This is a genomic window from Actinomadura sp. WMMA1423, assembly GCF_006547145.1.
Lineage (GTDB): Bacteria > Actinomycetota > Actinomycetes > Streptosporangiales > Streptosporangiaceae > Spirillospora.
The window spans coordinates 640,285-659,427 of sequence record NZ_CP041244.1 but is presented as its reverse complement, the minus strand read 5'-3'; the positions used below and the strand labels follow the sequence as shown (position 1 = coordinate 659,427).

Here is a 19,143-nt window from a genome sequence, read left to right as displayed (position 1 = left end):
GGTGTCCTTTCAGGGGAGGTCGCGCAGGGTGTGCGCGAGGTCGGCGCGGGTGCGGGCGTGGGTTGCTTCGGTGGTGCGCTGCTCGTGCTCGTGGGGGGTGAGGTAGCCCTCGGCGTACCGCTCGCCGAGCCGCTCGATGACCTGTTCGCGGTCGTGGTGGCCGACGAGCTGGTCGCGGGAGCCGGTGTAGAGCAGCTCGGTGAGGGAGAGGCGGGGGCCGGTGAGGACGTCGGCGCGGCGCTGCTGGATGCCCGCGTCGCGTTCGGCGTCGACGCGTGCGAGGTGCGCGCGGCAGATCACCCACCCGGCGATCAGGAGGACGGCGTACAGGACGCCGAGGGGGACGGTGAGGTCGCGGGTGATGTAGAGGAACGCGGCGGAGAGCAGGACGCTCCCGAGGATGCTGCGCGCGGAGCCGGCCGCAGGGACGCGGTCACGCATCGCGCCCTCCGATGTGCGCGAGCGCCCTGCTCAGCAGCGGGCGGTGCGCGTCGTAGAGCCGGGCGCCGAACCCGTCCAGGGCGCGGGTCAGGGCGGTGAGGCTGGTGAAGGGCAGCCACGCGGCGTCGTCGGCGTCGTCACCCGCGGTCGCCGTGACCGGCTCGGTGAGCTGGTAGAGCGCGGCGGTGGTGGCGACCCACGCGTGGTCGGACTCGCGGGGGTCGGCGACGAGCATGCGGGCCAGGACGACGGGGGCGAGGCCGGCCAGATCGACGCCGGTCTCCTCGCGCAGCTCCCGCACCAGCGCGGCCGGGGCGGTCTCGCCGGGTTCGACCATCCCGCCGGGGATGGCCCAGTGGCCGCAGTCGCCGCGGCGGATCAGCAGCACGCGGCGCTCGAGGCCGGTGCCGGCGGTCACGATGGGGTCGGCGGCGGTGTTCTCGCCCCAGCGGCCGAGGTTGCGGCCGGTCTTGCCGGTGCGTCCGGCCGGGTTGAGGGGCCACCCGTCGACGTCGATGGCGTAGGGGATGAGCGCGGCGGCCTGGCGGTCGGCGAGGTCGGGCAGTCCGGCCGGGTCGGTGCAGGGCTCGGCCCACCCCTCGGCGACGGACACCGCCAGCCCGGGGCCGGCGTGGAGTTCGGGCGGGGTGATGTCGACGGGGGAGTAGGCGGGCCAGGGGACGGCCCAGGGGCGCAGGTGCGCGGGTACGACGATCATCAGTGGGCTCCCTTGGGGGCGCAGGTGGGGTGGTAGACGGCGGCGGAGACGGTGGCGCGGACCTTGATGAACCCGAGGCGGCCGACCCGTTCGATCTGGCGGACGTCGGTGAGGTAGTCGGCGCCGCGCCTGATCGGGTCGCTGCACCGGGTGCAGGTGGTCGGCCGGTTACGCATCGGCGGTCTCCCGCGCGTTGGTGAGCGCTCGGGCGAGCTGGGCGCCGGCGATGGGCGCGACGACGATCGCGGTGAGGATGAGCGCGCTGGCGGGGCAGGTGAGCGTGCTCGCGGCGATGAACAGGGCGACCAGCGGGGATCTTCGGAGCATTTGCGATCTCCTGACCTTCGGGCTTGCGTCAAAGGTACCCATGTACCTATCGTGTGTCACGATAGCGAAAGGTACCCCTGTACCTCAAGGCGCTTCGGCGAGAGGAGTCCAATGTTGAAAGGTGCCCATGTACCTGGAAGACTTCCGCGCGTGGCCCGTCAGCTTCGCTCAGGGCGCAGGTACCGCTCCGTGGCCATTGAGGACCTGGCCTGGGACGTGGCCGAGCAGCCCACCAGCCAGATGCAGACGAGCCGCAACGGCGTGATCGAACAGCTGTTCGCGTGGTGGCTGAGGCTGCCCGGAGCCAAGCTCCCCGAGCGTCCCGACCCCGAGCTGATGAAGCAGGTCATCGACGCCTGGTACAGGCGACAGGAAACGATCCGCGCCACCGCCTACGCGATCCCGTGTGACGAGTGCGGCGTCAAGCAAGGCCCCTGCATCACCGCTGAGCGGAAGCTGGTCACCGAGACCATCCACAAGCCGCGCCTCGACGCAGCGACCAAGCGCGTCGATCAGATGCTCGCTGAGGGCGAGCGCGCGGCCGGAGACACGCAGGCCGACTAGCCGCCCGCCGCTGCCCCCCAGCGGCTCCACATTCACCGTTGAACGACGCCTCCCCCAGGGCGGTCGTGTGATCACCCATGCCTGGATCTGGGGAGTTCCCGCATGCCCGAGAGGCCGCGCACCTGATGGGAGCGCAGAACGTGAAAGCTGTCTACGACCAGTGGTCGACGCTGCCGAACACCGCGTTCCGGCTGCTCGTGTACATGGCGCTGGTCTCGCTGGACGCCGATGACCCCCCGATGTTCTGGGGCGGGCGAGCGGACCTGGTCGCCGCGCTGGGCCGCGAGTTGCCCGACGAGGATGACGAGAGCCCCGAGGCTGCCCTAGCGCGGCAGGCCGCTTTCAAGGCCGTCCGGGATGCGACGAATCAGCTCGCCAAGCGGGGCGCGATCTGTCTGGTGCGGGCAGCTCGCGGGGGTCGTCGCCAGAAGTGGGCGCTCAACCTCCGGCGGTCCCAGGTGCACGAAAACCGTGCAGATAGCGGTTCGGGCGAGGAGGCCGCCGACGAAAACCGTGCACCTGAGGGTGACGAAAATCGTGCACAGAGGCGCACGAAAAACGTGCAGGAGGTGCACGAAGATCGTGCACCTATAGAGAAGGAGCCACGAGGAGACAGAAGGATCAGTCAGTCGGCGCGGGTGCGCGAGGCCGTACGGTGGCTGCGGGCCGAGTACGGACTGACTGACACCGAGGCCGTCACCGTGTGGGAGATCGCGGAGTCCCGCGCACCCGAACCGGTCCGCTACCCCGTCCGGTACCTGCAGAGCATGCAGCGGGATCCCGTCTCGGGCGAGATCAAGAGCGACCTCGCGGACATCGTCGCCGCCGTCCAGGAGGCTTCCGCGCCGCCGCTCGCCGCCGTCCCGGGGCCGGCCGCGGAGCCTGAGCCGGAGCGTCCGGCGCCGCCGGTGCAGCCGCCGATCCTCGCCGCCGTCCAGGACGACACCGACCCGGCCGACACCGCCGCTGAGGATGGCGCCGATACCGCCGAGGCGCTCCTCGCGCTGCGCGAGCAGCTCGCCGCGATCAACCAGAGCCGGAAGCGCGAGGCTCGCGCTCACATCCCCTGACCTGGCCGAACTCGGCTGACCTGAACCAGTTATCCCGAATGCCATCACAGGCAGCGACACATGTGGCACCCTCCGTTACGGACAGAGGAGAACCCGAAATGAGCCCGACCGAAACCCCCACCCCCTCGACCGTCCCCGCGATCCTCACCAGGGCCGCCGAGACCCTCACCACCCAGGGCTGGACCCAGCAGGGCGGCTACAAGCACACCCCCGGCATGGAGCCCGCCGACTGCCCGCTGGACCTGCCCGCCGCGATCGCCAAGGCCGCCGGGATCGACATCCACTCCCACGCCGCGGAGGACCCCACCGGGATCCACGCGCGGGCGGTGATGACCCTGCACCGCCACGTGTTCGGCACCGATGAGAGCGCGTGGTGGTCGCTGACTGCCCTGGCCTGCTGGCAGGACCAGGAGGGCCGCACCGCCGAACAGGTGATCGCCGCGCTCCGCGCCGCCGCCGAACCCACCGAAGACGCGCAGCCCGCGCTGCCCGGCGCGCTCCGGCCCGGTCAGCTCTACTCCGGCCGCGACGACGACCTGCTGTTCTGCGTCGCTGGCAAGGACGGCACCGGGTTCGTCACCAACCGCGGCACGTGGGTGCCCATGTCGGAGGCGCGGCAGGTGTACGCGCCGCTGACCCTCGTCCGCGACGTCGGCGCCGCCACGGCACCGCCCGCGCGGGAGCTGGCCGCCGTGGCGGGCGACGAGACGAATGGAGACCAGCAGTGAAGTACACCGACGAGCAGCTCAAAGACTGGGCCCGCAAGTACGTCGTCGAGGCCGCCTCCGAACTCGACTTCGTGGGCGTCGGCGAGATGTTCGAGGAGGACTGGGAGCCGTTCGACCTCGACTTCGACGCCACGCAGGACCTGATGCGCAAAGTCCACGACCTAGCGTGCGCGGCGACCGTCACCGTCACCTGGCCCGACAGCATCACCGAGGAAGAGCGGCTCGCCGAGATCCTCTGGGACGCCCGTAAGGCCACCCTCGGCTACGACGCGGCCACGTTCCCGTTGGGTGAGATGCCCGCGAACCAGCGCGAGCAGTACCGCCGGTTCGCCACCGAGGTAGCCAAGCGCCTCGACCCGGACCGTGACGCCGCGACGCTGTTGCGCGAGACCGCGGGCGGTGCCCAGTGAGCACGCCCACGGCCATCGCCGACATTCACGAGGGCGTCCGCGTCCTGGTCGGCGCCGAGTCCCCGATCCCGCCGGGCGACATCCGCGACCACCTCGCCGCGCTGCTGGACGGGATCACCGCAGGGCACCGGCTCATCCCCGAGACCGACGAGACCGTGGCGCTCTGCACGTGCGGCGACGAGTGGGAGTGCGGGGACGTCGAGCACGCCTCCAAGCTCGCCCGCGCGCTCATCAGCGCCCGCGACAACGAGCGGACCCGCGTCGGCAAGAACTGGAGGGTCTGATGAGTGAGATGTCTCCGGTCGAGGAGTTGCGCGCCGCCGCGAAGGTGCTGCTGTGTGCCCACCGCTACCCCGTCCAGGTGCTCACTGACGCCGAGGTGGAGCAGCTCAACGCCACTGGTCGGCCCCTCGCCGATTGCCTGGAGTGCGGGTCTCGCGAGGACGGTCAGGACGTGGCCGCACCGCTGCGAGGGCCCCTCGCCGCGTGGCTGGAGGAGGCGGCGGAGGATCTGGCCCCGGCGACGCGTGCCGCATCCGATCTTGCTCGTTTCGGTGAGGAGTTCGCCCCCGTCGATCTCTGCAACGAGCCCGGATCGGTCCGCTGCGCCCTGACCTTCGCCCGCTTGATCCTTGGGGGTCGGTCGTGAGCGAGTCGAAGACCCCCGCCCCCAAGCCGGCGCCCCCGCAACAGTGGACCGAACGCATCGCCGCCGGGCTCCGCGACATCACGCTCGACTCTGGCCACGACGACATCATCAGCGTCCACGCCAGCGAGGTCGCCACTATGACGGCCCGGTTCATGGCCGAGTTCCGCGACGCCGAGATGGTGCGGCTCCGCGCCGAACTCGCCGAGTACCGCGACGCGAACAACCGCATGCAGGAGTTGATCGTCCGCCGCGCCAACGAGCGGGACCGGGCGCTGTCCAGGCAGCGCAACGCCGAGGCCGAGCGGGACGCCGCGTGCCAGCAGGTGGAGCGGGCCGCGCAGGTCCGGGTCTGGCGCAACGAGGACGGCAAGGGCTTCGTGTTCGCCTACGACCTCTACGCCGCCCTCAACGGGACGGAGGCGGACCGTGGCTGACTCCATGACACCCGGGGACGAGCAGCGCATCCGTGAACTGCTCGACATGCACCCGGCGCTGCTTCAGCCCAAGGCGATCGAGATGCGCCGCCACCTGCTGGACGCCCGCGCCGAGGTCGAGCAGCTCCGCGCCAGGCTGAACGAGGCGTGGGCTGCGATGCGGGAGGGCACCGCCAACATGCGCGCGCAACTGGCCACGGTCCGCGCCGAGCGGGACGAGGCCCGGACGCAGGCCGGCGTGCGCCGCGACCTCCTCGACGAGACACGCACGAAGCTGGAGCGCGCGCAGCAAGCCGGAAGAGACGCCGAGACCGAGCTGGACGAGGCGCGGCAGATGATCGGCGATGCGCTGTACGCCACGCCCGGCGCCCGCTCATGGGAGCAGCTCCGCGACAGCATCGAGGCGGTCAAGCGGTCCCGCAAGGAAGCTCAGGACCTCGTCGTGCAGGGTGCCCGGGAGCGGGCCGCGGCCGATGACCGGGCGAACCGTGCCCTTCAGGCGATCGAGCAGGCCGAGGCCGAGCGGGACCAGGCGCGCGAGCAGGTCGAGATAGTCACAGCCGAACGGAAGGCCGCACGCGAGCAGGTGAAGCGGGCGCGAGCGCTGGCTGCTGACCTTCGGGCCCGCGAAAAGGATCTGAAGCGCCGGCACGACGAGGCCACCAACGACGCCCAGGCGACCGCTCTGCTGTCCTCCGCCGCGCTCATCGGCGACGTCGCGCACCGCCTGAAGGCGGCCCTCGACGGGACGTCGACGACCACGGCCGCCGAACACCAGGAAGAGGAGACCGACCATGGCTGAGATCCTCACCCCGCTCCAGCGGTTCGTCCTGCACGACGACGGCGCGTGGATGTACTACCTCGGCGACGACTTCCGCCCCACCTACGGGCACGAGACGATCGTCCCGGACGCCGATGGCCAGCCGATGACCGCGCTCCAGCAGCCCGGATGGTGGGCCACCGACCACGAAGCCACCCGGATCACCGCCCGCCGGCCCGTCCCGGCGAAGACGATCGGGTACCGGCTCCGGGACCTCTCGGCCGCGTCCGAGAAGTTCCCCGCCGCGCTCACCCCCGCCGAGTGGGAGAACCGCCGCACCGACGACTTCCTGTGGGAGCTGTACACGACGGTGACCGAGCCGCAGCCCGACGAGGTCATCACGATCGAAGGGCCGTGGGTCCGCCTGGACGGCACCCCGCCGCCCGACGACGGCCGCACCTGGGTGCCGCGGCTCCCGGACGCACTCCGGAACCGGCCCGAGTACCACCACCTGTTCCCCGGCTACCTGCCCGGGTTCCGCGACCACATCAAGCGCGTCGCGGAGAAGCACCGGTTCCGGGAGTTCGTGTTCCTCGACTACCAGAGCCGGGCCGGGGTGACCGTCATCCTCCGGGTGCCGTTCGACCAGCCCGTCACCGAGTACCGGCCAGCACGGAACCGCGACGGGTCGGTGTCCCGCTCGAAGAAGGGCCGCACCGTCACCGTCACCGCGCGACGGGAACTGCTCCTGGACGTCCCCGACCGCATCGCCGGCGGCAACCGGGCCGAGGCCGCCGCCCATTGGGACGAACTCACCGCGCACTACCAGGCGCTCCTGGACGAGGCGAGCGTCGCGGCGTGCTCGCACTGCCAGGGCCACGGCTACATCCCGAGCGGCGCTGAGGAGGTGTCCCGTGGCTGACGGCTTCAAGCGCGGCGAGTTCGTCGACATCGCCATCAAGGGCGTCCGCGTCGCGGCCGAGCACAAGGGCCTCGTCTCGATCGTCGCGGACCACCCGGACGGTGAGCCCGCGCACTACGCGATGCCCCCGCAGGCCAAGGTGACGCGCGTCGCCCCCGCCGAGTGGCCGCCCCGTGCGGGGGACCTCTGGCGCGACTGCGAGAACGACGTCTGGTTCGCGGTCGAGGACAGCGACGGCGAGATCACCATGGTCTGCCAGGTCGACGCCTGCCCGTCGCGCTCGCCAAGCGAGCTCATACGCACCCTCTCCCCGCTGGCTTTCGTGTACCGCGAGGACGAGCAGGACGGAGAGAACCGTGGCTGAGCACCGCAAGCTGACCCAGGCCGAGCTCGTGGCCGAGGCCCGTGACCGGTTCGGCGACGACCCCCTCGACTGGGCCTTCCAATGCCCGAGGTGCGGTGACGTCGCGACCGGCCGCGACTTCCGCGACGCGCTCGCCGAGCACCCCCGCAAGAACCGTGACGGCAGCGACACGATCGCCTCCGACGTGCTCGGTCAGGAGTGCATCGGCCGGACCCTCGGCGCCCTCAAGGGCCCGAACACCGGCGACGGCAAGGGGCAGGCGAAACGCGGCTGTGACTGGTGCGCCTACGGGTTCATCCCCGGCCCGTGGGAGATCGTCCTGCCGGACGGCCGGACCATGAACGGGTTCCCCCTGGCGGACGCGGCCCCGGCCGAGGCGAAGCCGCTGCGCCCGGCCGTCCGCGCCCTCGTGAAGGCCCTCAAGCTCCGCTCCACCTACGGCCGCCCCTGCTGGGTGAAGTGCACCCAGGCGTGGGCCGCGCTGATCGTCCCGTCCCTCCGCAACGGCGCCGACGGCCCCTACGAGCTGCTGCGCACCTTCCGGCGCTCCACCCTCGACGAGGCGATCGTCGCTGGGCTGGTCGTCGAGTGCGGCGACCTTGTCCCGGCGCCGCCGATCGGCGGCCGTCACTGGGCCGCGCAACCCGAGGTGCGAGGCCGCATCATCGCCCTCGCCCAAAAGAACGGAGACAGCAAGTGATCACCATCTACGGCGCCAGCGACGACCTGATCGAGGTCGCGGGCTGTGAGGGCGCCGACGAGTTCAACGTCTACGGCTCCGACGCCATGGGGCCCGTGATGTGGCACGGCGACTTGATCGCGCCCAGCGGCGCCGCCATGCGCGTCCACGTCCTCTACGACGGCTGCTGGCACGTGGCCATCGGGCAGGTCGACGAGTCGATCCCGCTGCCCGACTGGCCCACCCAGATCCGGCAGCACACCGGCGGCATGTTCCCCGGTGACCGCCCCATCTCCTACTCGGTCGTGTTGACGGTCGAGGCCCCGGAGGGCACGCGCCTGGAGAACATCTGGCCCGCCGACGAGCAGGACGGGGAGACCGATGCCTGAGCAGCCGGCCCTCGACCGGTGGTTCCTGTCGGACGTCGACGGGCGGCTGGAGATCTGGCGGGAGTCCGCTCTCCTCGATGTCACTCGCGACCGAGACGGCGAGATCGACAGCTATCGGACGCCCGTCTCGTGGAAAGCCGGCGACCTGATCATGGGGCGCGACCTGGAGACCTGGGAGCCGGGCGAGGACGAGGCCGACGACATGCGCCGGGAGATCGCGGCCCGGATGGTCGCCGACCACAACGAGGTCGAACGGCTCCGCGCCGAACTGGCCGAGGTCCGCAAGGGCAAGGTCGAGCAGATGCTCGGCCGCATCGACGACTGGAGCGGAGACCTCGCCCGCGTTGTGGCCGACCGGGACCGCCTCACCGCCCAGCGCAACGCCGTCATCGACCTAGTCGCCCAGGAACACACCGATGCCGCCGCCGACGTCCAGGCCGGCGGGCCACGCGACCAGCTCGACGATCTGTCCGTGCCGGTGCATGACGTGCTCGTCGCGCTCGGCGTGCTGGACCAGGACGGGATGGAGACCGGTCGTGGCTGATGTCCTGTCCCGCGCCCTGGACGTTCGGGCGCTGACGATTTGGCAGCCCTGGGCCCACGCGATCGCCCATCTGGGGAAGTCGATCGAGAACCGGCAGTGGATGACCCATCACCGCGGCCCCATCGCGATCCACGCCGCGGCCTCCGCAGGGACCCGCGAGCAGCAGAAGCGCGCCGTGGGCTTCGTGGCCCGGCTCGGGAACACCTGGACCCGCGCTGTGCAGGAGGAGATGGAGATCCGGGGCGCTGTGGTCGCGGTCGCGCGCCTCACCGGTGTCTGCTCGAAGTCCCTGCGCTACCCGTCCGGCAGGCCCCTGGCGTGTGACTGCGGCCTGTGGGCCTTCAGCGGGGAGCGGCACTTCCGCCTCGCCGACGTCCGGGCCCTGCCCGAGCCGGTGCCGTGCCGAGGCGCGCAGAAGCTGTGGCAGCTCCCCGACGACGTGTACGAGGCGATCCTCCCGACCGCGAAGGCCGTGCTCCATGGGTGACCTGACAGCCCTGGCCCTCGCCCGCTTGATCAACGGAGAACACCATGCTGAATGAGCTGGTCGAACTGTGGCGCGACGCGCCCTGGTACGCCCGCGTCGTCTTCTTCGGGGTAGTCCCGGTCAGCGTCCTGGCCATCATCTGGGTCATCGCGTGGGCGGTGGCCGGTGGCTGAGATCCGTCTGCCCTGCCTCACCGACGCCGCGGCGGCCGCCGTCGTGGCCGAGCACGCTGAGTACTTCGGCGCCGGGCCGAGCAACACCGTCCGCCAGGACGGCGCCAGCGTCGTCATCGGCTACCACGACCCGCGGTGGCCGCTCGACATCGCCGACTGGGCGTTCGAGAACGGCCACGCCACCGACAGCGCGGCTGCCCGCGTGATCGGAGCGCTCTGATGGCCGACTACACGCGCCGTGAGCGCCACTTCATCCGCACCGAGTACGTGCTGGAGTCCGGGACGGTCTGGGGTGAGGTCCGCAAGGTCTTCGCTGCGATCGGTACCGAACTCGGCGAGGAGGGCGCGGCCTGGGACGACGCAGCCCGCATCGAGGCCCGCGACGACGAGATCGTCATCTGGCACGAACGCGAGGTGCCGGCACCCAAGCCGAGAGCCGCCGAGGCTGAAGCGAGGCCCTCATGACAGCGGCCGAGGTGATCGCGACCCTCATCCAGGCGCGGAAGAACCGCCGCCTCGGGCAGGACCGCGTCGCCGTCCGGCTCGGGAAATGCGGTAGGAGCGTCCTGCGGTGGGAACGCGGCCACTGCTCACCGTCGCTCGAGGCCACCGCGGCATGGGCGGAAGCCCTCGGCTACCGCCTCGCGCTCGTCCCCGCCGGGCCGGAACCCGACGGTCAGGAACCAGCGCCATGAACGACGCCCTCTTCAACCTCCCCGCCGTTGTGGCGCCTCCAGCAGCGGTCAGCCGGCCGCGGCCGTCCACCCGACGGCGGCGCCCCGCACCCGCACCGGTCGGCTTGTTCGACCCCGGACCGGACGTCCGCCGCCAGGTCGACGCGCTGACGTGCCTGCGCGACTCCGTGCCCGAGGCGATGAACGTCGTCGTGCACCTGGACGACTGGCGTGACCGCGAGGACCGCGGGATCGGCGCGTCGGGCGACTGGGCGTACTCGCTCCGCCGCGACGGGTTCCACTACGAGCACACCGACGAGTGGTGGAAGGGCGCGCGGAGCCGCGGCGAGCGGTACGGCTGGGACCGTACCCCGGCCCATCTCGTCACCTGGGACGAGCTGCGCGCCCACCTCGGCGACCACCCCGCCCGCGCCAGCGTCCTCGCATGGGTGGCCGCGCTGCCCACACCGTCCTGGAACGAGATGACGCGACCGTACGAACTGTGGCCGAACCCTGGCGAGTGGCACCCCGGCTACATCACCCGCGACCGCGAGCGGCCCACCTGGCCCGAGCGGAGCGCCGCCTGGACGGCGCTGCAGACGATGTGCACCGAAGCGATCGTCGCCCTGGAGTCGGCATGATCCCGCCGACCATGCCGCCTGAGGCGGCCGAGTGGATCCGCGCGAACGTATGGACGCCAAGCATGCGGGAGATCGACGGCTCCTACCCGAACGGCCGCGGCTGCTTCCTCTACCGGATCAGCCCGTGCGAGATGGAGCGGTGCGGCGCCTGCGACTCCGGCCGCTGCGACCGGTGCATCACCCGGGAGGAGAACCAGGACGCGCAGTGGCCGGCCCGATGGGACACCGGCGTGACCCTGGAGGGCCGCATCGTCGCCCACCTCTTTCCGGTCGAGGGCCAGCGGTGCGCCGGATGGGTCTGCAGTTGCGACTGCCGACATGTCGAGCTGGCCGACACCAGCGAGGCCGAGGCGGCGGGCCCGCATGCGGTGCCCCTCCCAGCCCGTCGGCGCCGAGATGAGCACCGTGCACGACCGGGCACTGAGCCTGTCCAGGACGCCCTCTTCCCTGCGCTCTTCCCTGTCGGAGACCCGAGGTGACCGCTGCCAACCGCCCGCCGATCCCAGCGTCGTGCGCGCACCGCCCCACCGTCGGCGGTCTCGTTGTGCCGGTCATCAACCTGCGGCTCGCCGATGGGGGAGTGGACTTCCGATCCCCGCACCAGACCACCTACGCGCGGTGCTGGACGGAGCGCCTGTGCCAGACGTGCGGGAACCCGCTCGGCCACCCGGCCGTGCTGTTCGGCGGCCCCAACCAGCTCGCATCCGGCCACTTCGATGAGCCGCCGCTGTGCCCGCCGTGCGCGCTGTACGCGTCCCGCGCGTGCCCGATGGTTGCCGGACGGCAACCGTTCTACGCCGTTCGTGCCCGCGTCTCCGAAGGGCACCGCGGCAAGGCCTGCACCGACCCGGCCTGCGACTGCGGAGGCTACGTCCCCACCGACATCAACGCCGGTGATGCCGGCGGAGACCCTGCGCACCCCTGGTACGCCCTGTACGTGGAGCCGCGCGGCTACACCGTCACCGTCCAGGACGTCGAGTCGCCCTGCCCGGACGCGCGCTGCCGGCACACCTCCCACCGGCGCCGGATCGTGAACGGCGGGCTCCTGAACCGGCCGCCGCTGAAGGTCGTGCTGGTCTCCGCGCCAGGGGAGGGCAGGACCTGGCGCCGCCTGACCACCGCCGAGGCTGCCGAGCTGCTGCCCGCGGACTACCGACTCTCGGAAGCAGCTTCGCTTGCCTGAACCCCCTGCCGCCGCAAGCCCAGCATCCGCCCTGCCGAGGCGCCCCCCGAAACGACAACACCCTGAAGGACACGCCATGTTCACCCTGACCGAACAGCACCTGGAGATACTCCGCCGAGCGGACATCACACCGACCCGCAGCGGCAGCCAGGTCGAACACGCCACCGAGGAACTCCTGATCCCCGGGTGGGAGGACCTGAGCGAGAGCGAGCGATTTCGCCTGACCCTCACCAAAGCGGGCGCCCGAGACCTGAACGGTCTCAAGGCCGACACCCGCACCGCGCTGGAGATCGTGCTGACCACCGGCCAGGCCAAGCCCGGCCGGTACAGGCTGAACGACCCCTACGGCGCGCGGACCTGGACCCGGATCGACAACGACGAAGACGCCGCGGCCGCCGCTGCGCAGACCGTCCACGACCGCCAGGACGAACTCCGCGACAACCAGCTCGCCACTGCGGCCGGGCAGGTCACCGCGGTCCGCGAGGTCATCGCCTACGCCCGTACCCGCGAGGGGGAACTGCTCGCTACCCGAGACGCCGAGCCCTCCCACCGGCGGGAGGCGCGCGACCGGTGGGAAGACCGCGCACACGAGATCCGATGCTTCGCCGACCGGCTCCAGGCCGCGCTCGACAATGCGCAGCTCGTCGAGCCCGCGGACCTCCCGCACGCGCCGATGGTCGCGCCGCTGCGGTCGGGGGAGTGGGGCGTCCACTGCCTCGCCTGCTCCGACAGGGCCCGCGACTACGTCCCCCGCTGCCTGGTGAAGCCGGACGGGTGGCCGCCCCTTGTCCTGCGCGATGCCCCGCCGAGCACTCTCCTGGAAGCCCGCGCCCGCGCCGCCACCGACACCTACGGAGCCGTCGGTGAACTCTCCGCCTGAACTCGTCGACCAGGTCGCCGCCCGCATCCGCGACCTGGTCCGCATCCACCCCGGCCACAACGCCACCGCCGCCCTCACCGAAGGCCAGCCCATCATCCTGTCCGGCCGCGAAGCCGAGACCGCAGCGATCGCAGCGCTCGAAGCCGTCGAGGAGGCCCGCGCCGCCGGTCCCGCGCCGGGTACGGCCGCTATCCGCGCCACCCGCTACACGGTGTGTGCCCTGCCCGAGGACAACGTCAACGCCCGCCACTTCTCCCTCTACGTCGAGTACCGGGGCCGTGACAGGTGGGCGGTCAGCGACGGGTTCTTGTGCCTCGGCAACGATGGCGAATGGGAGTACGAATCCATTCCATCTGAGCGCGCCGACGAGTGGCTCGCCACGCACCGGTTCGACCTCGACACGGCGCTCAACCTTGCCCGGGCGGCAGCGCCGAAGGTGACCGTGAATGGCTACACCGTGGCCGACGTTCTCGCGAGGGCTGACCGATGATGCGGACGTGGAGGATGCACGCCCACGATGACGAGGGTGTCTTCACCAATCTCGGTGCCCGACCCTGGGTTAAGCTGCACGGCCTGCGCCTGCCAATCGTCCCGGTCGACGTTCGCCAGGTCGCCGCCGATGACCCGGCCGCCACGCACTGGGGGTGGCTGAAGACCGGCGCGGACGAGCCGTCGATGATCTGGCCGTCCCACGCCCAGTTCTCCGTCTGCTTCCCCTACGGCTACCGGGCCGAGGAGGAGGCAGGGAAGGGCCGCGCCGTCCGCCTCGCGGTCACGCGGGTCCCGCAGTAGGAGAAAGGCCGAGGCCCCGCACCCATCACGGGTGCGGGGCCTTTGCGCGGCAGCAGACGGGGGGCGACGTTACAGCCGGTCGAGGAGATCCTTCTTCTTCGCCTCGAACTCCTCCGGAGTGACCACGCCCGCGTCGCGGAGCTCCCCGAGTTGCTTGAGCAGCGCCATGACCTGCTCGGACGAGGTGGCCTGCACCGCGGGCGCGCTCTGCAGCGGGGTGGGCTGGACCGGCGGTATGGCCTGCTGCCCGCCGATGCTGAAGCCGCCCGGGTGCGGAGGAACGGGGCCGGTCTGTTCGAACCGGTGCGTTCCCAGGTCCCGCGCCTCGTCGACCTGCCGCTGATGCACGACGCCGCGGACCTGGTGCACGGTGTGGTTGATCAGGTCCCGCACCTGCACCGGCTCCACGATCGAGTCGAGCACCGCGGTTTCGTGCTGCCCGCTCGGCCGGATGATGTGGACGAGGACGTTCCCGACCTTCTGGGTCTTCTGGAGGAGGGTCTGGGAGAGGTCCACGTCCTGGATGTTGATCAGCGGGATCTGCTCCTGTTTGGTGCCCGCGATCCCACCGGTCTCGAAGTACAGGTAGTGGGTGGTGAGGCGGTAGCGGAGGGTGAAGCGTCCGCCGGTGGCGCGTGCGGTGACGTTGCGGGACTGGCCTTCCCAGATCGTCTGTTCGTGGCCGGAGTGGACAGTCATGGGCCTCGGTTCCTCGTGTCTGCCTGGCGGGGGAGGCGGTGGGTTAAAGCCTGATTACCGTAAGAGAGCTCGGGTGCGGGGGAGGGAGCCTTGCCGGATGCGGCCAGCTTGCCTGAGGGATGTCGGCTGGGGCGCTCCGCCAAGGGGCAGCGGAGCGCCCCAACCCGCGGGATGGGTCAGGTGCGGGCGGGCTCGGCGAGGCCGACGCCCTCGACGACGGACTCCTCCTCCACCTGGAACCGGTAGGTCCCGAACCGCTCCTCGACGTTCGCCGACTGCTCGACAATCTCCAGGCGGTAGGTGCGGTGCCATGTGCGGACCTCGATCGGCGCGATCGCCGTCCCGGCGACGTGGGTGTCGTGCCAGTGCACGGCCCAGGCGCGGGCGAAGTCGTACAGCGTGCCGGCTTCCAGGCAGGCGGGCATGTCGAAGCGCTGCCAGACGTACCAGCGGGGGCCCTCCTTGTTGCCGTTGGGGCAGGGGAACTGGTGGCCGGTGATGGTGACCTCGTCGAGGAGGTCGGTCGCGTCGGGCGGGCAGACGCACGACTTGCCGGTGATGTCCATGCTCGTCTCCTTGTCTGGCAGCTCGTTGCTGCCTCGGGGGTCTGGCGTCACGCGGGGTGCTCCGCCACGGGGGCTGCGGAGCACCCCGCGCAACGTCAGAGCCACCGCCAGTACTTCTTGTGCTCGCGGTCCCTGCGCAGCAGCCACACCTCAGCCGACAGACCAACCCGCTCAGCGGCGTCCGCCGCGACCCGCACCGCCGCCGTCTCCCACCGGGCAGCCTCCTCCTCCGCCGCATCCACCTCGTCGGGGTCCCAGGCCGGCGCCGTCAGGACCCGCGCGTACGCCGCCCGGAACTCGTTCACCGCCGTCCACTTCGAGGCGACCTGCACGTCGTCAGGGTGCGGGAGCCGCACGTCGACCATCTCGGTCTCACTGAGCATCGCCTCGCCCCGCTCATTCGCGCGGGCCATCACCGCGAGCGCCTCCGACGTGGTGAACCCCCGGCCGACGAGCAGCCCGGCGACCTCGGCCGGGCCGGCGTCCACCGCCAGCTCCCCATCGACCTCGGTGGGCGCGGTCACCGTGAACCGCGCCGACTCCGTGCGGGTCCTGTCAACCGTCCGCATGATCCTCAACATCGCGTGCTCCTCCTCGTGGCCAGTTCGGGTGGCGCGTCCCACGCCGGTCAGTCCTCGCCGATCTGGCTGACCGTGATGCAGGGCCGTCCCTCGTCGTCGGTCTCGACCGTGACCGCGAGGTACACGGCCGGGACGCCGTCCTCGGAGTCCTCGTCGAACCGCTCGCCCCGGGGGATGCGGTGAACCGTCGCGACGGCCTCCCCACCCCGCACCCCGATGAGCGCGACCCGCGTCATGGTGAGAACGTCGAACAGGCGCCCGTCCTCGTCCTGGATCGCGCCGGTCTCCTCGGTGTCGGCGTCCGTCCAGGCCACGCAGTCGAGCCACGCCGCGCGGGTCAGCGCGACCGGGTGGTGCAGCCGGGCGTCACGGACCAGCTCGGCCTTCGCCTCGACCAGATCGCCGGCTTCGATGGCGTCGGCGCGGGTGTGCGCATGGATGACCGGGCCGAAGATCGCTTCCATCTCGTTCATGTGGTTCCTCTCGGGTGGCAGGGCGGCTAGTTGAGGAGCTGGTCGCGGGTGACGATCCCGCGGGCGACGGCGCGGCGGCCGATCGCGGCCCCAACCTTCACCGCGTATATGTGGATCGCGCGGACCAGGTGCGGCTCCCAGCCCTTCGCGCGAGCCTCGGCCTGGAGGTCCAGCGCGACCTTGCACGTCGCGGCAAACAGCGTCATGCCGACGCGGGTGACCGGGTCGGGCTCCATCGCGGCGAAGATCCGCCGCTCGATCCGGACCGCGAGGTCGTCGCGCTGTTCGGCGTTGCTCGTCATCGGGTCCTCCTGCTCGTCAGCGTGCTGGTGGTGGTCAGGCGGCCAGCAGGGTGGCGGCCGCGCGGTGGTAGCACCCGTGCTTGCCGCGAAGGCCGGCGGGGCAGTTGCAGGCCTCGGGGGCGGTGAGGTAGCGGTCGATGCCGTTGGAGGCGACGACCTGGAAGACCCGGCCGCGGAGGGGAAGGATCGCCCCGTCGGCGATCAGGTCCTTGGCCTTGGTGATGGCGGCGGGCTTGAACCCGGCGGCGCGGGCGGCGTCCTCGCGGCGCTTCTTGGCCCAGCAGCGGTCGCCGTAACCGCGGAGCACGGAGCGGCGGGCGGTGAGCAGGCCGCGGCAGCCGAGGCAGTTCGCCGTCTTGGTGGTGGTCGCCTTCGCCATGTCCCCGTCTCCCCGCTCTCAGTGTCGACTCTTTATGTCGACACTGAGAATCGTAACTCACGGGACAGGGTGATCGCAACACTGAGTGCCGATACTCTGAGGCGCATGAAGCCAGAAGATGCCGACGCCGCCGTGACAGCGGCCGAGACCCGACTCCGCAACCTCAGAGCCGAGACCACCAGCGCACAAGAGGCCCTCTTCGACGCCTATGCCGACGCGGTCCGCTACGCCGGCCGCACGCCGGACGAACTCGCCCGCAGCGGCACGTTCGGCGCCACCTACATCCGCAAGCAGGTCAGAGCCCGGGGCGTCGAACCGCGTAAGGGCGGGCCCAAGCCGCAAAGGAAGGACGGTGCCTAGAGAGTCACGGACGATCCCCGCCAGCCGCCGACGGTCGAGTTCAGCGGTCCGGCCGGTACGCGGTGTGAAGGGTGACGTGGACGCCGTCGGCCAGGCCCTGCGCGCGCAGACGCGTGACACCGCCGCAGTGCCGGCGCGGGGCGGGCTCGAGGCGCAGGTGCCGCACCCACGCTTCGAACGCTCGGCGTGCTTCTGCGGGGGACAGGTCGGCGGGGGAGCCGACGAGGCCGCCGGTCTCGTCGGTGAACCAGACCAGGACGGGGAGGCGGTCGAGGGGTTGCCGGGTGAGCCACTCGAAGGCGTGGAGCTGGGCGACGGTGGTCTCGATCTCGCTGACGGTCATGGTGGTTCCGGGGGGTGTCGGCTGGGAGCCGCGTGGGAGTGGATCAAGCGGGAAAGGGCGTATCGGGGACGGGATTAAGCGTGCCTTGGGCGGGGCCGGATTGGGAGTGACCAGCGGAAACGCAGGTCACGGGTCCACCACCGAAGATCTTCACGATCTTCGAGGGCACCTCGGAGATCCAGCGCCTGGTGATCGGCCGCACCGTCACGGGCCTGCCCGTCAGGTAGCCGGCCCGCGCGGACGGGCACGCTGGTCAGGGCGTGCCCGTCGGCGGTGCTCCGGCCTCCCGGTCCGGACGGCCCGGAGGGGGCGCGGCGCTCAGGCCGCGGCGCCCACCGTCCCGTGCGGGTCGAGGATGTACTTGCGCGCCGCGCCCCGGTCGAACTCGGCGTAGCCCTGCGGCGCCTCGTCGAGCGGGATGACCGCCGCGTTGACGTTCCGGGCGATGTTCACCCGGTCGTACAGGATCGCCATCATCAGCTGCCGGTTGTACCTCATCACCGGGCACTGGCCCGTGACGAGGTACTGCGACTTGGCCCAGCCGAGGCCGATCCGCAGCCCGAGCCGCCCCTCCTGCGCGTTCTCGTCCGACGCGCCCGGGTCGCCGGTGACGTACAGGCCGGGGATGCCGAGCCCCGCGGCGGTGCGGGTGACGTCCATGAGCGTGTTGAGGACGGTCGCGGGCTGCTCCGTCGCCGCTCCCGCGTGCCCCTGGCCGCGCGCCTCGAACCCGACGCAGTCGACGGAGGCGTCCACCTCGGGGACGCCGAGGATCTGCTCGATCTGGGCGCCCACGTCGGCGTGCTCCGACAGGTCGATCGTCTCGCAGCCGAAACCGCGGGCCTGCTCCAGCCGCCGCGCGTTCATGTCGCCGACGATCACGACGGCGGCGCCGAGCAGCAGGCAGGCGGTCGCGCACGCGAGCCCGACCGGCCCCGCGCCCGCCACGTACACGGTCGAACCGGTCGTGACGCCGGCGGTGTAGGCGCCGTGGTAGCCGGTCGGGAAGATGTCCGACAACATCGCCAGATCGGGCAGCTTCTCCATCACGGTGTCGCGGTCGGCCGGGAACCTGAGCAGGTTGAAGTCGGCGTACGGGACGACCGCGTACTCGGCCTGGCCGCCGTGCCAGCCGCCCATGTCGACGTACCCGTAGGCCGCGCCCGGCCGCTCCCGGTTGACGTTCTCGCACACGCCGGTATGGCGCTCCTTGCAGTTGCGGCAGCGGCCGCAGGCGATGTTGAACGGGACGCTGACGAGGTCGCCCTCCTTGATGAACTCGACGTCCCGCCCCGTCTCGATCACCTCGCCGGTGATCTCGTGGCCGAGCGTGAGCCCGGCGGGCGCGGTCGTCCGGCCGCGCACCATGTGCTGGTCGGAGCCGCAGATGTTGGTGGCCAGTACCTTCAGGATGGCGCCGTGCTGCAGCTTGCGCCCGCCCTGTTCGGCCAGTTCGAGCTTGGGGAAGTCCAGGTCCTCGACCGTGACCTCGCCCGGCCCCTGGTACACGACGCCTCGGTTGGTGTCCGCCACGTCGTCTCCTTCCGGGTTGAGTCGGTTCCCAGGCGCCCGGAACGGCGGCCCGTGCTCGTCGCCCCCGTCCTCGGACGT

The 19,143-nt window shown here is 71.4% G+C and carries 37 protein-coding genes; 25 read left to right on the top strand and 12 right to left on the bottom strand.

Going from position 1 to position 19,143, the window contains the following annotated elements:
- Positions 1-9 precede the first annotated feature (9 nt).
- The 4 genes from FKD65_RS03350 to FKD65_RS43925 are packed head-to-tail and all read right to left on the bottom strand — an operon-like array spanning position 10 to position 1,486.
- A complete protein-coding gene (locus FKD65_RS03350; protein ID WP_141576085.1) occupies positions 10-441 on the bottom strand; it encodes a DUF1707 domain-containing protein in 432 nt (143 codons plus the stop codon).
- On the bottom strand, positions 434-1,159 hold the full coding sequence (locus tag FKD65_RS46525) for an NUDIX domain-containing protein (RefSeq protein ID WP_141576084.1): 726 nt from the start codon (positions 1,157-1,159) through the stop codon (positions 434-436). Before FKD65_RS46525 ends, FKD65_RS03350 begins: the two co-directional genes overlap by 8 nt.
- On the bottom strand, positions 1,159-1,335 hold the full coding sequence (locus FKD65_RS43930; RefSeq protein WP_168220929.1) for a hypothetical protein: 177 nt from the start codon (positions 1,333-1,335) through the stop codon (positions 1,159-1,161). The genes FKD65_RS46525 and FKD65_RS43930 overlap by 1 nt, the downstream gene beginning before the upstream one ends.
- A complete protein-coding gene (locus FKD65_RS43925) occupies positions 1,328-1,486 on the bottom strand; it encodes a hypothetical protein (protein WP_168220928.1) in 159 nt (52 codons plus the stop codon). The genes FKD65_RS43930 and FKD65_RS43925 overlap by 8 nt, the downstream gene beginning before the upstream one ends.
- A gap of 189 nt (positions 1,487-1,675) precedes the next feature.
- Here FKD65_RS43925 and FKD65_RS03340 point away from each other — a divergent pair, with 189 nt between their 5' ends.
- The 24 genes from FKD65_RS03340 to FKD65_RS03230 all read left to right on the top strand — a co-directional run bounded on the left by FKD65_RS03340 (position 1,676) and on the right by FKD65_RS03230 (position 13,829).
- The gene (locus tag FKD65_RS03340) at positions 1,676-2,050 is read left to right on the top strand and encodes a hypothetical protein (protein ID WP_141576083.1); all 375 of its coding nucleotides are present in this window, start codon (positions 1,676-1,678) and stop codon (positions 2,048-2,050) included.
- Between the two features lie 140 nt (positions 2,051-2,190).
- Positions 2,191-3,120, top strand: a complete 930-nt coding sequence (locus FKD65_RS43920) for a hypothetical protein (protein WP_168220927.1) — start codon at positions 2,191-2,193, stop codon at positions 3,118-3,120.
- 98 nt (positions 3,121-3,218) lie between these two features.
- Complete coding sequence (locus FKD65_RS03330; protein ID WP_141576082.1) at positions 3,219-3,848, top strand: hypothetical protein; 630 nt, start codon at positions 3,219-3,221, stop codon at positions 3,846-3,848.
- Positions 3,845-4,258: a hypothetical protein gene (locus FKD65_RS03325; protein ID WP_141576081.1), complete on the top strand. Its 414-nt coding sequence runs from the start codon at positions 3,845-3,847 to the stop codon at positions 4,256-4,258. The genes FKD65_RS03330 and FKD65_RS03325 overlap by 4 nt, the downstream gene beginning before the upstream one ends.
- A complete protein-coding gene (locus tag FKD65_RS03320; RefSeq protein WP_141576080.1) occupies positions 4,255-4,542 on the top strand; it encodes a hypothetical protein in 288 nt (95 codons plus the stop codon). Before FKD65_RS03325 ends, FKD65_RS03320 begins: the two co-directional genes overlap by 4 nt.
- Positions 4,542-4,907 carry a hypothetical protein gene (locus FKD65_RS03315; protein ID WP_141576079.1) on the top strand — a complete coding sequence of 122 codons (366 nt, stop codon included), beginning with the start codon at positions 4,542-4,544 and terminating at the stop codon, positions 4,905-4,907. The genes FKD65_RS03320 and FKD65_RS03315 overlap by 1 nt, the downstream gene beginning before the upstream one ends.
- Positions 4,904-5,341 (top strand): hypothetical protein, encoded by a 438-nt coding sequence (locus FKD65_RS03310; protein ID WP_141576078.1) that lies wholly within the window; start codon positions 4,904-4,906, stop codon positions 5,339-5,341. The genes FKD65_RS03315 and FKD65_RS03310 overlap by 4 nt, the downstream gene beginning before the upstream one ends.
- Positions 5,334-6,143, top strand: a complete 810-nt coding sequence (locus FKD65_RS03305) for a hypothetical protein (RefSeq protein WP_141576077.1) — start codon at positions 5,334-5,336, stop codon at positions 6,141-6,143. Before FKD65_RS03310 ends, FKD65_RS03305 begins: the two co-directional genes overlap by 8 nt.
- A complete protein-coding gene (locus FKD65_RS03300) occupies positions 6,136-7,023 on the top strand; it encodes a hypothetical protein (RefSeq protein WP_141576076.1) in 888 nt (295 codons plus the stop codon). The genes FKD65_RS03305 and FKD65_RS03300 overlap by 8 nt, the downstream gene beginning before the upstream one ends.
- Positions 7,016-7,387: a hypothetical protein gene (locus FKD65_RS03295; protein ID WP_141576075.1), complete on the top strand. Its 372-nt coding sequence runs from the start codon at positions 7,016-7,018 to the stop codon at positions 7,385-7,387. The genes FKD65_RS03300 and FKD65_RS03295 overlap by 8 nt, the downstream gene beginning before the upstream one ends.
- Positions 7,380-8,087 (top strand): VVA0879 family protein, encoded by a 708-nt coding sequence (locus FKD65_RS44735; RefSeq protein ID WP_205718532.1) that lies wholly within the window; start codon positions 7,380-7,382, stop codon positions 8,085-8,087. Before FKD65_RS03295 ends, FKD65_RS44735 begins: the two co-directional genes overlap by 8 nt.
- On the top strand, positions 8,084-8,455 hold the full coding sequence (locus tag FKD65_RS03285) for a hypothetical protein (protein WP_141576074.1): 372 nt from the start codon (positions 8,084-8,086) through the stop codon (positions 8,453-8,455). The genes FKD65_RS44735 and FKD65_RS03285 overlap by 4 nt, the downstream gene beginning before the upstream one ends.
- Positions 8,448-8,999 (top strand): hypothetical protein, encoded by a 552-nt coding sequence (locus FKD65_RS03280; protein ID WP_141576073.1) that lies wholly within the window; start codon positions 8,448-8,450, stop codon positions 8,997-8,999. Before FKD65_RS03285 ends, FKD65_RS03280 begins: the two co-directional genes overlap by 8 nt.
- A complete protein-coding gene (locus FKD65_RS03275; RefSeq protein WP_141576072.1) occupies positions 8,992-9,486 on the top strand; it encodes a hypothetical protein in 495 nt (164 codons plus the stop codon). The genes FKD65_RS03280 and FKD65_RS03275 overlap by 8 nt, the downstream gene beginning before the upstream one ends.
- Positions 9,487-9,530: 44 nt before the next feature.
- On the top strand, positions 9,531-9,659 hold the full coding sequence (locus tag FKD65_RS46155) for a hypothetical protein (protein ID WP_302931583.1): 129 nt from the start codon (positions 9,531-9,533) through the stop codon (positions 9,657-9,659).
- Positions 9,652-9,879, top strand: coding sequence for a hypothetical protein (locus FKD65_RS03270; protein ID WP_141576071.1), 228 nt, complete (start codon positions 9,652-9,654; stop codon positions 9,877-9,879). Before FKD65_RS46155 ends, FKD65_RS03270 begins: the two co-directional genes overlap by 8 nt.
- A complete protein-coding gene (locus FKD65_RS03265) occupies positions 9,879-10,124 on the top strand; it encodes a hypothetical protein (protein ID WP_141576070.1) in 246 nt (81 codons plus the stop codon). Before FKD65_RS03270 ends, FKD65_RS03265 begins: the two co-directional genes overlap by 1 nt.
- A complete protein-coding gene (locus FKD65_RS03260) occupies positions 10,121-10,354 on the top strand; it encodes a helix-turn-helix transcriptional regulator (protein ID WP_141576069.1) in 234 nt (77 codons plus the stop codon). The genes FKD65_RS03265 and FKD65_RS03260 overlap by 4 nt, the downstream gene beginning before the upstream one ends.
- The gene (locus tag FKD65_RS03255; protein WP_141576068.1) at positions 10,351-10,974 is read left to right on the top strand and encodes a hypothetical protein; all 624 of its coding nucleotides are present in this window, start codon (positions 10,351-10,353) and stop codon (positions 10,972-10,974) included. The genes FKD65_RS03260 and FKD65_RS03255 overlap by 4 nt, the downstream gene beginning before the upstream one ends.
- Positions 10,971-11,453 (top strand): DUF6248 family natural product biosynthesis protein, encoded by a 483-nt coding sequence (locus FKD65_RS03250; protein WP_141576067.1) that lies wholly within the window; start codon positions 10,971-10,973, stop codon positions 11,451-11,453. The genes FKD65_RS03255 and FKD65_RS03250 overlap by 4 nt, the downstream gene beginning before the upstream one ends.
- Positions 11,450-12,157: a hypothetical protein gene (locus FKD65_RS03245; protein ID WP_141576066.1), complete on the top strand. Its 708-nt coding sequence runs from the start codon at positions 11,450-11,452 to the stop codon at positions 12,155-12,157. Before FKD65_RS03250 ends, FKD65_RS03245 begins: the two co-directional genes overlap by 4 nt.
- A gap of 76 nt (positions 12,158-12,233) precedes the next feature.
- Positions 12,234-13,037, top strand: a complete 804-nt coding sequence (locus FKD65_RS03240; protein ID WP_141576065.1) for a hypothetical protein — start codon at positions 12,234-12,236, stop codon at positions 13,035-13,037.
- Positions 13,021-13,527 carry a hypothetical protein gene (locus FKD65_RS03235; protein WP_141576064.1) on the top strand — a complete coding sequence of 169 codons (507 nt, stop codon included), beginning with the start codon at positions 13,021-13,023 and terminating at the stop codon, positions 13,525-13,527. The genes FKD65_RS03240 and FKD65_RS03235 overlap by 17 nt, the downstream gene beginning before the upstream one ends.
- 14 nt (positions 13,528-13,541) lie before the next feature.
- Positions 13,542-13,829: a hypothetical protein gene (locus tag FKD65_RS03230; protein ID WP_141576063.1), complete on the top strand. Its 288-nt coding sequence runs from the start codon at positions 13,542-13,544 to the stop codon at positions 13,827-13,829.
- Positions 13,830-13,898: 69 nt separating this feature from the next.
- Here the strand turns inward: FKD65_RS03230 and FKD65_RS03225 are convergent, their stop codons facing one another.
- The 6 genes from FKD65_RS03225 to FKD65_RS03205 form a co-directional block, all read right to left on the bottom strand.
- Positions 13,899-14,528, bottom strand: coding sequence for an SHOCT domain-containing protein (locus FKD65_RS03225; protein ID WP_141576062.1), 630 nt, complete (start codon positions 14,526-14,528; stop codon positions 13,899-13,901).
- 176 nt (positions 14,529-14,704) lie between these two features.
- Positions 14,705-15,094: a hypothetical protein gene (locus FKD65_RS03220; RefSeq protein WP_141576061.1), complete on the bottom strand. Its 390-nt coding sequence runs from the start codon at positions 15,092-15,094 to the stop codon at positions 14,705-14,707.
- A 95-nt stretch (positions 15,095-15,189) separates the two neighbouring features.
- Positions 15,190-15,663 (bottom strand): hypothetical protein, encoded by a 474-nt coding sequence (locus FKD65_RS43915; protein ID WP_168220926.1) that lies wholly within the window; start codon positions 15,661-15,663, stop codon positions 15,190-15,192.
- Positions 15,664-15,722: 59 nt separating this feature from the next.
- Positions 15,723-16,148 carry a DUF6573 family protein gene (locus tag FKD65_RS03215; protein WP_141576060.1) on the bottom strand — a complete coding sequence of 142 codons (426 nt, stop codon included), beginning with the start codon at positions 16,146-16,148 and terminating at the stop codon, positions 15,723-15,725.
- 26 nt (positions 16,149-16,174) lie between these two features.
- On the bottom strand, positions 16,175-16,450 hold the full coding sequence (locus FKD65_RS03210; protein ID WP_141576059.1) for a hypothetical protein: 276 nt from the start codon (positions 16,448-16,450) through the stop codon (positions 16,175-16,177).
- Positions 16,451-16,484: 34 nt separating this feature from the next.
- Positions 16,485-16,829, bottom strand: coding sequence for a DUF6011 domain-containing protein (locus FKD65_RS03205; protein ID WP_141576058.1), 345 nt, complete (start codon positions 16,827-16,829; stop codon positions 16,485-16,487).
- Positions 16,830-16,934: 105 nt separating this feature from the next.
- Between FKD65_RS03205 and FKD65_RS03200 the strand changes: the two genes are divergently transcribed.
- Complete coding sequence (locus FKD65_RS03200) at positions 16,935-17,189, top strand: hypothetical protein (protein ID WP_141576057.1); 255 nt, start codon at positions 16,935-16,937, stop codon at positions 17,187-17,189.
- A gap of 40 nt (positions 17,190-17,229) precedes the next feature.
- Here the strand turns inward: FKD65_RS03200 and FKD65_RS03195 are convergent, their stop codons facing one another.
- Entirely contained in the window at positions 17,230-17,532 is a 303-nt protein-coding gene (locus tag FKD65_RS03195; RefSeq protein ID WP_141576056.1) for a hypothetical protein, read from the bottom strand.
- Between the two features lie 318 nt (positions 17,533-17,850).
- Positions 17,851-19,065, bottom strand: a complete 1,215-nt coding sequence (gene fdhA, locus FKD65_RS03190; RefSeq protein ID WP_240809949.1) for a formaldehyde dehydrogenase, glutathione-independent — start codon at positions 19,063-19,065, stop codon at positions 17,851-17,853.
- Positions 19,066-19,143 lie beyond the last annotated feature (78 nt).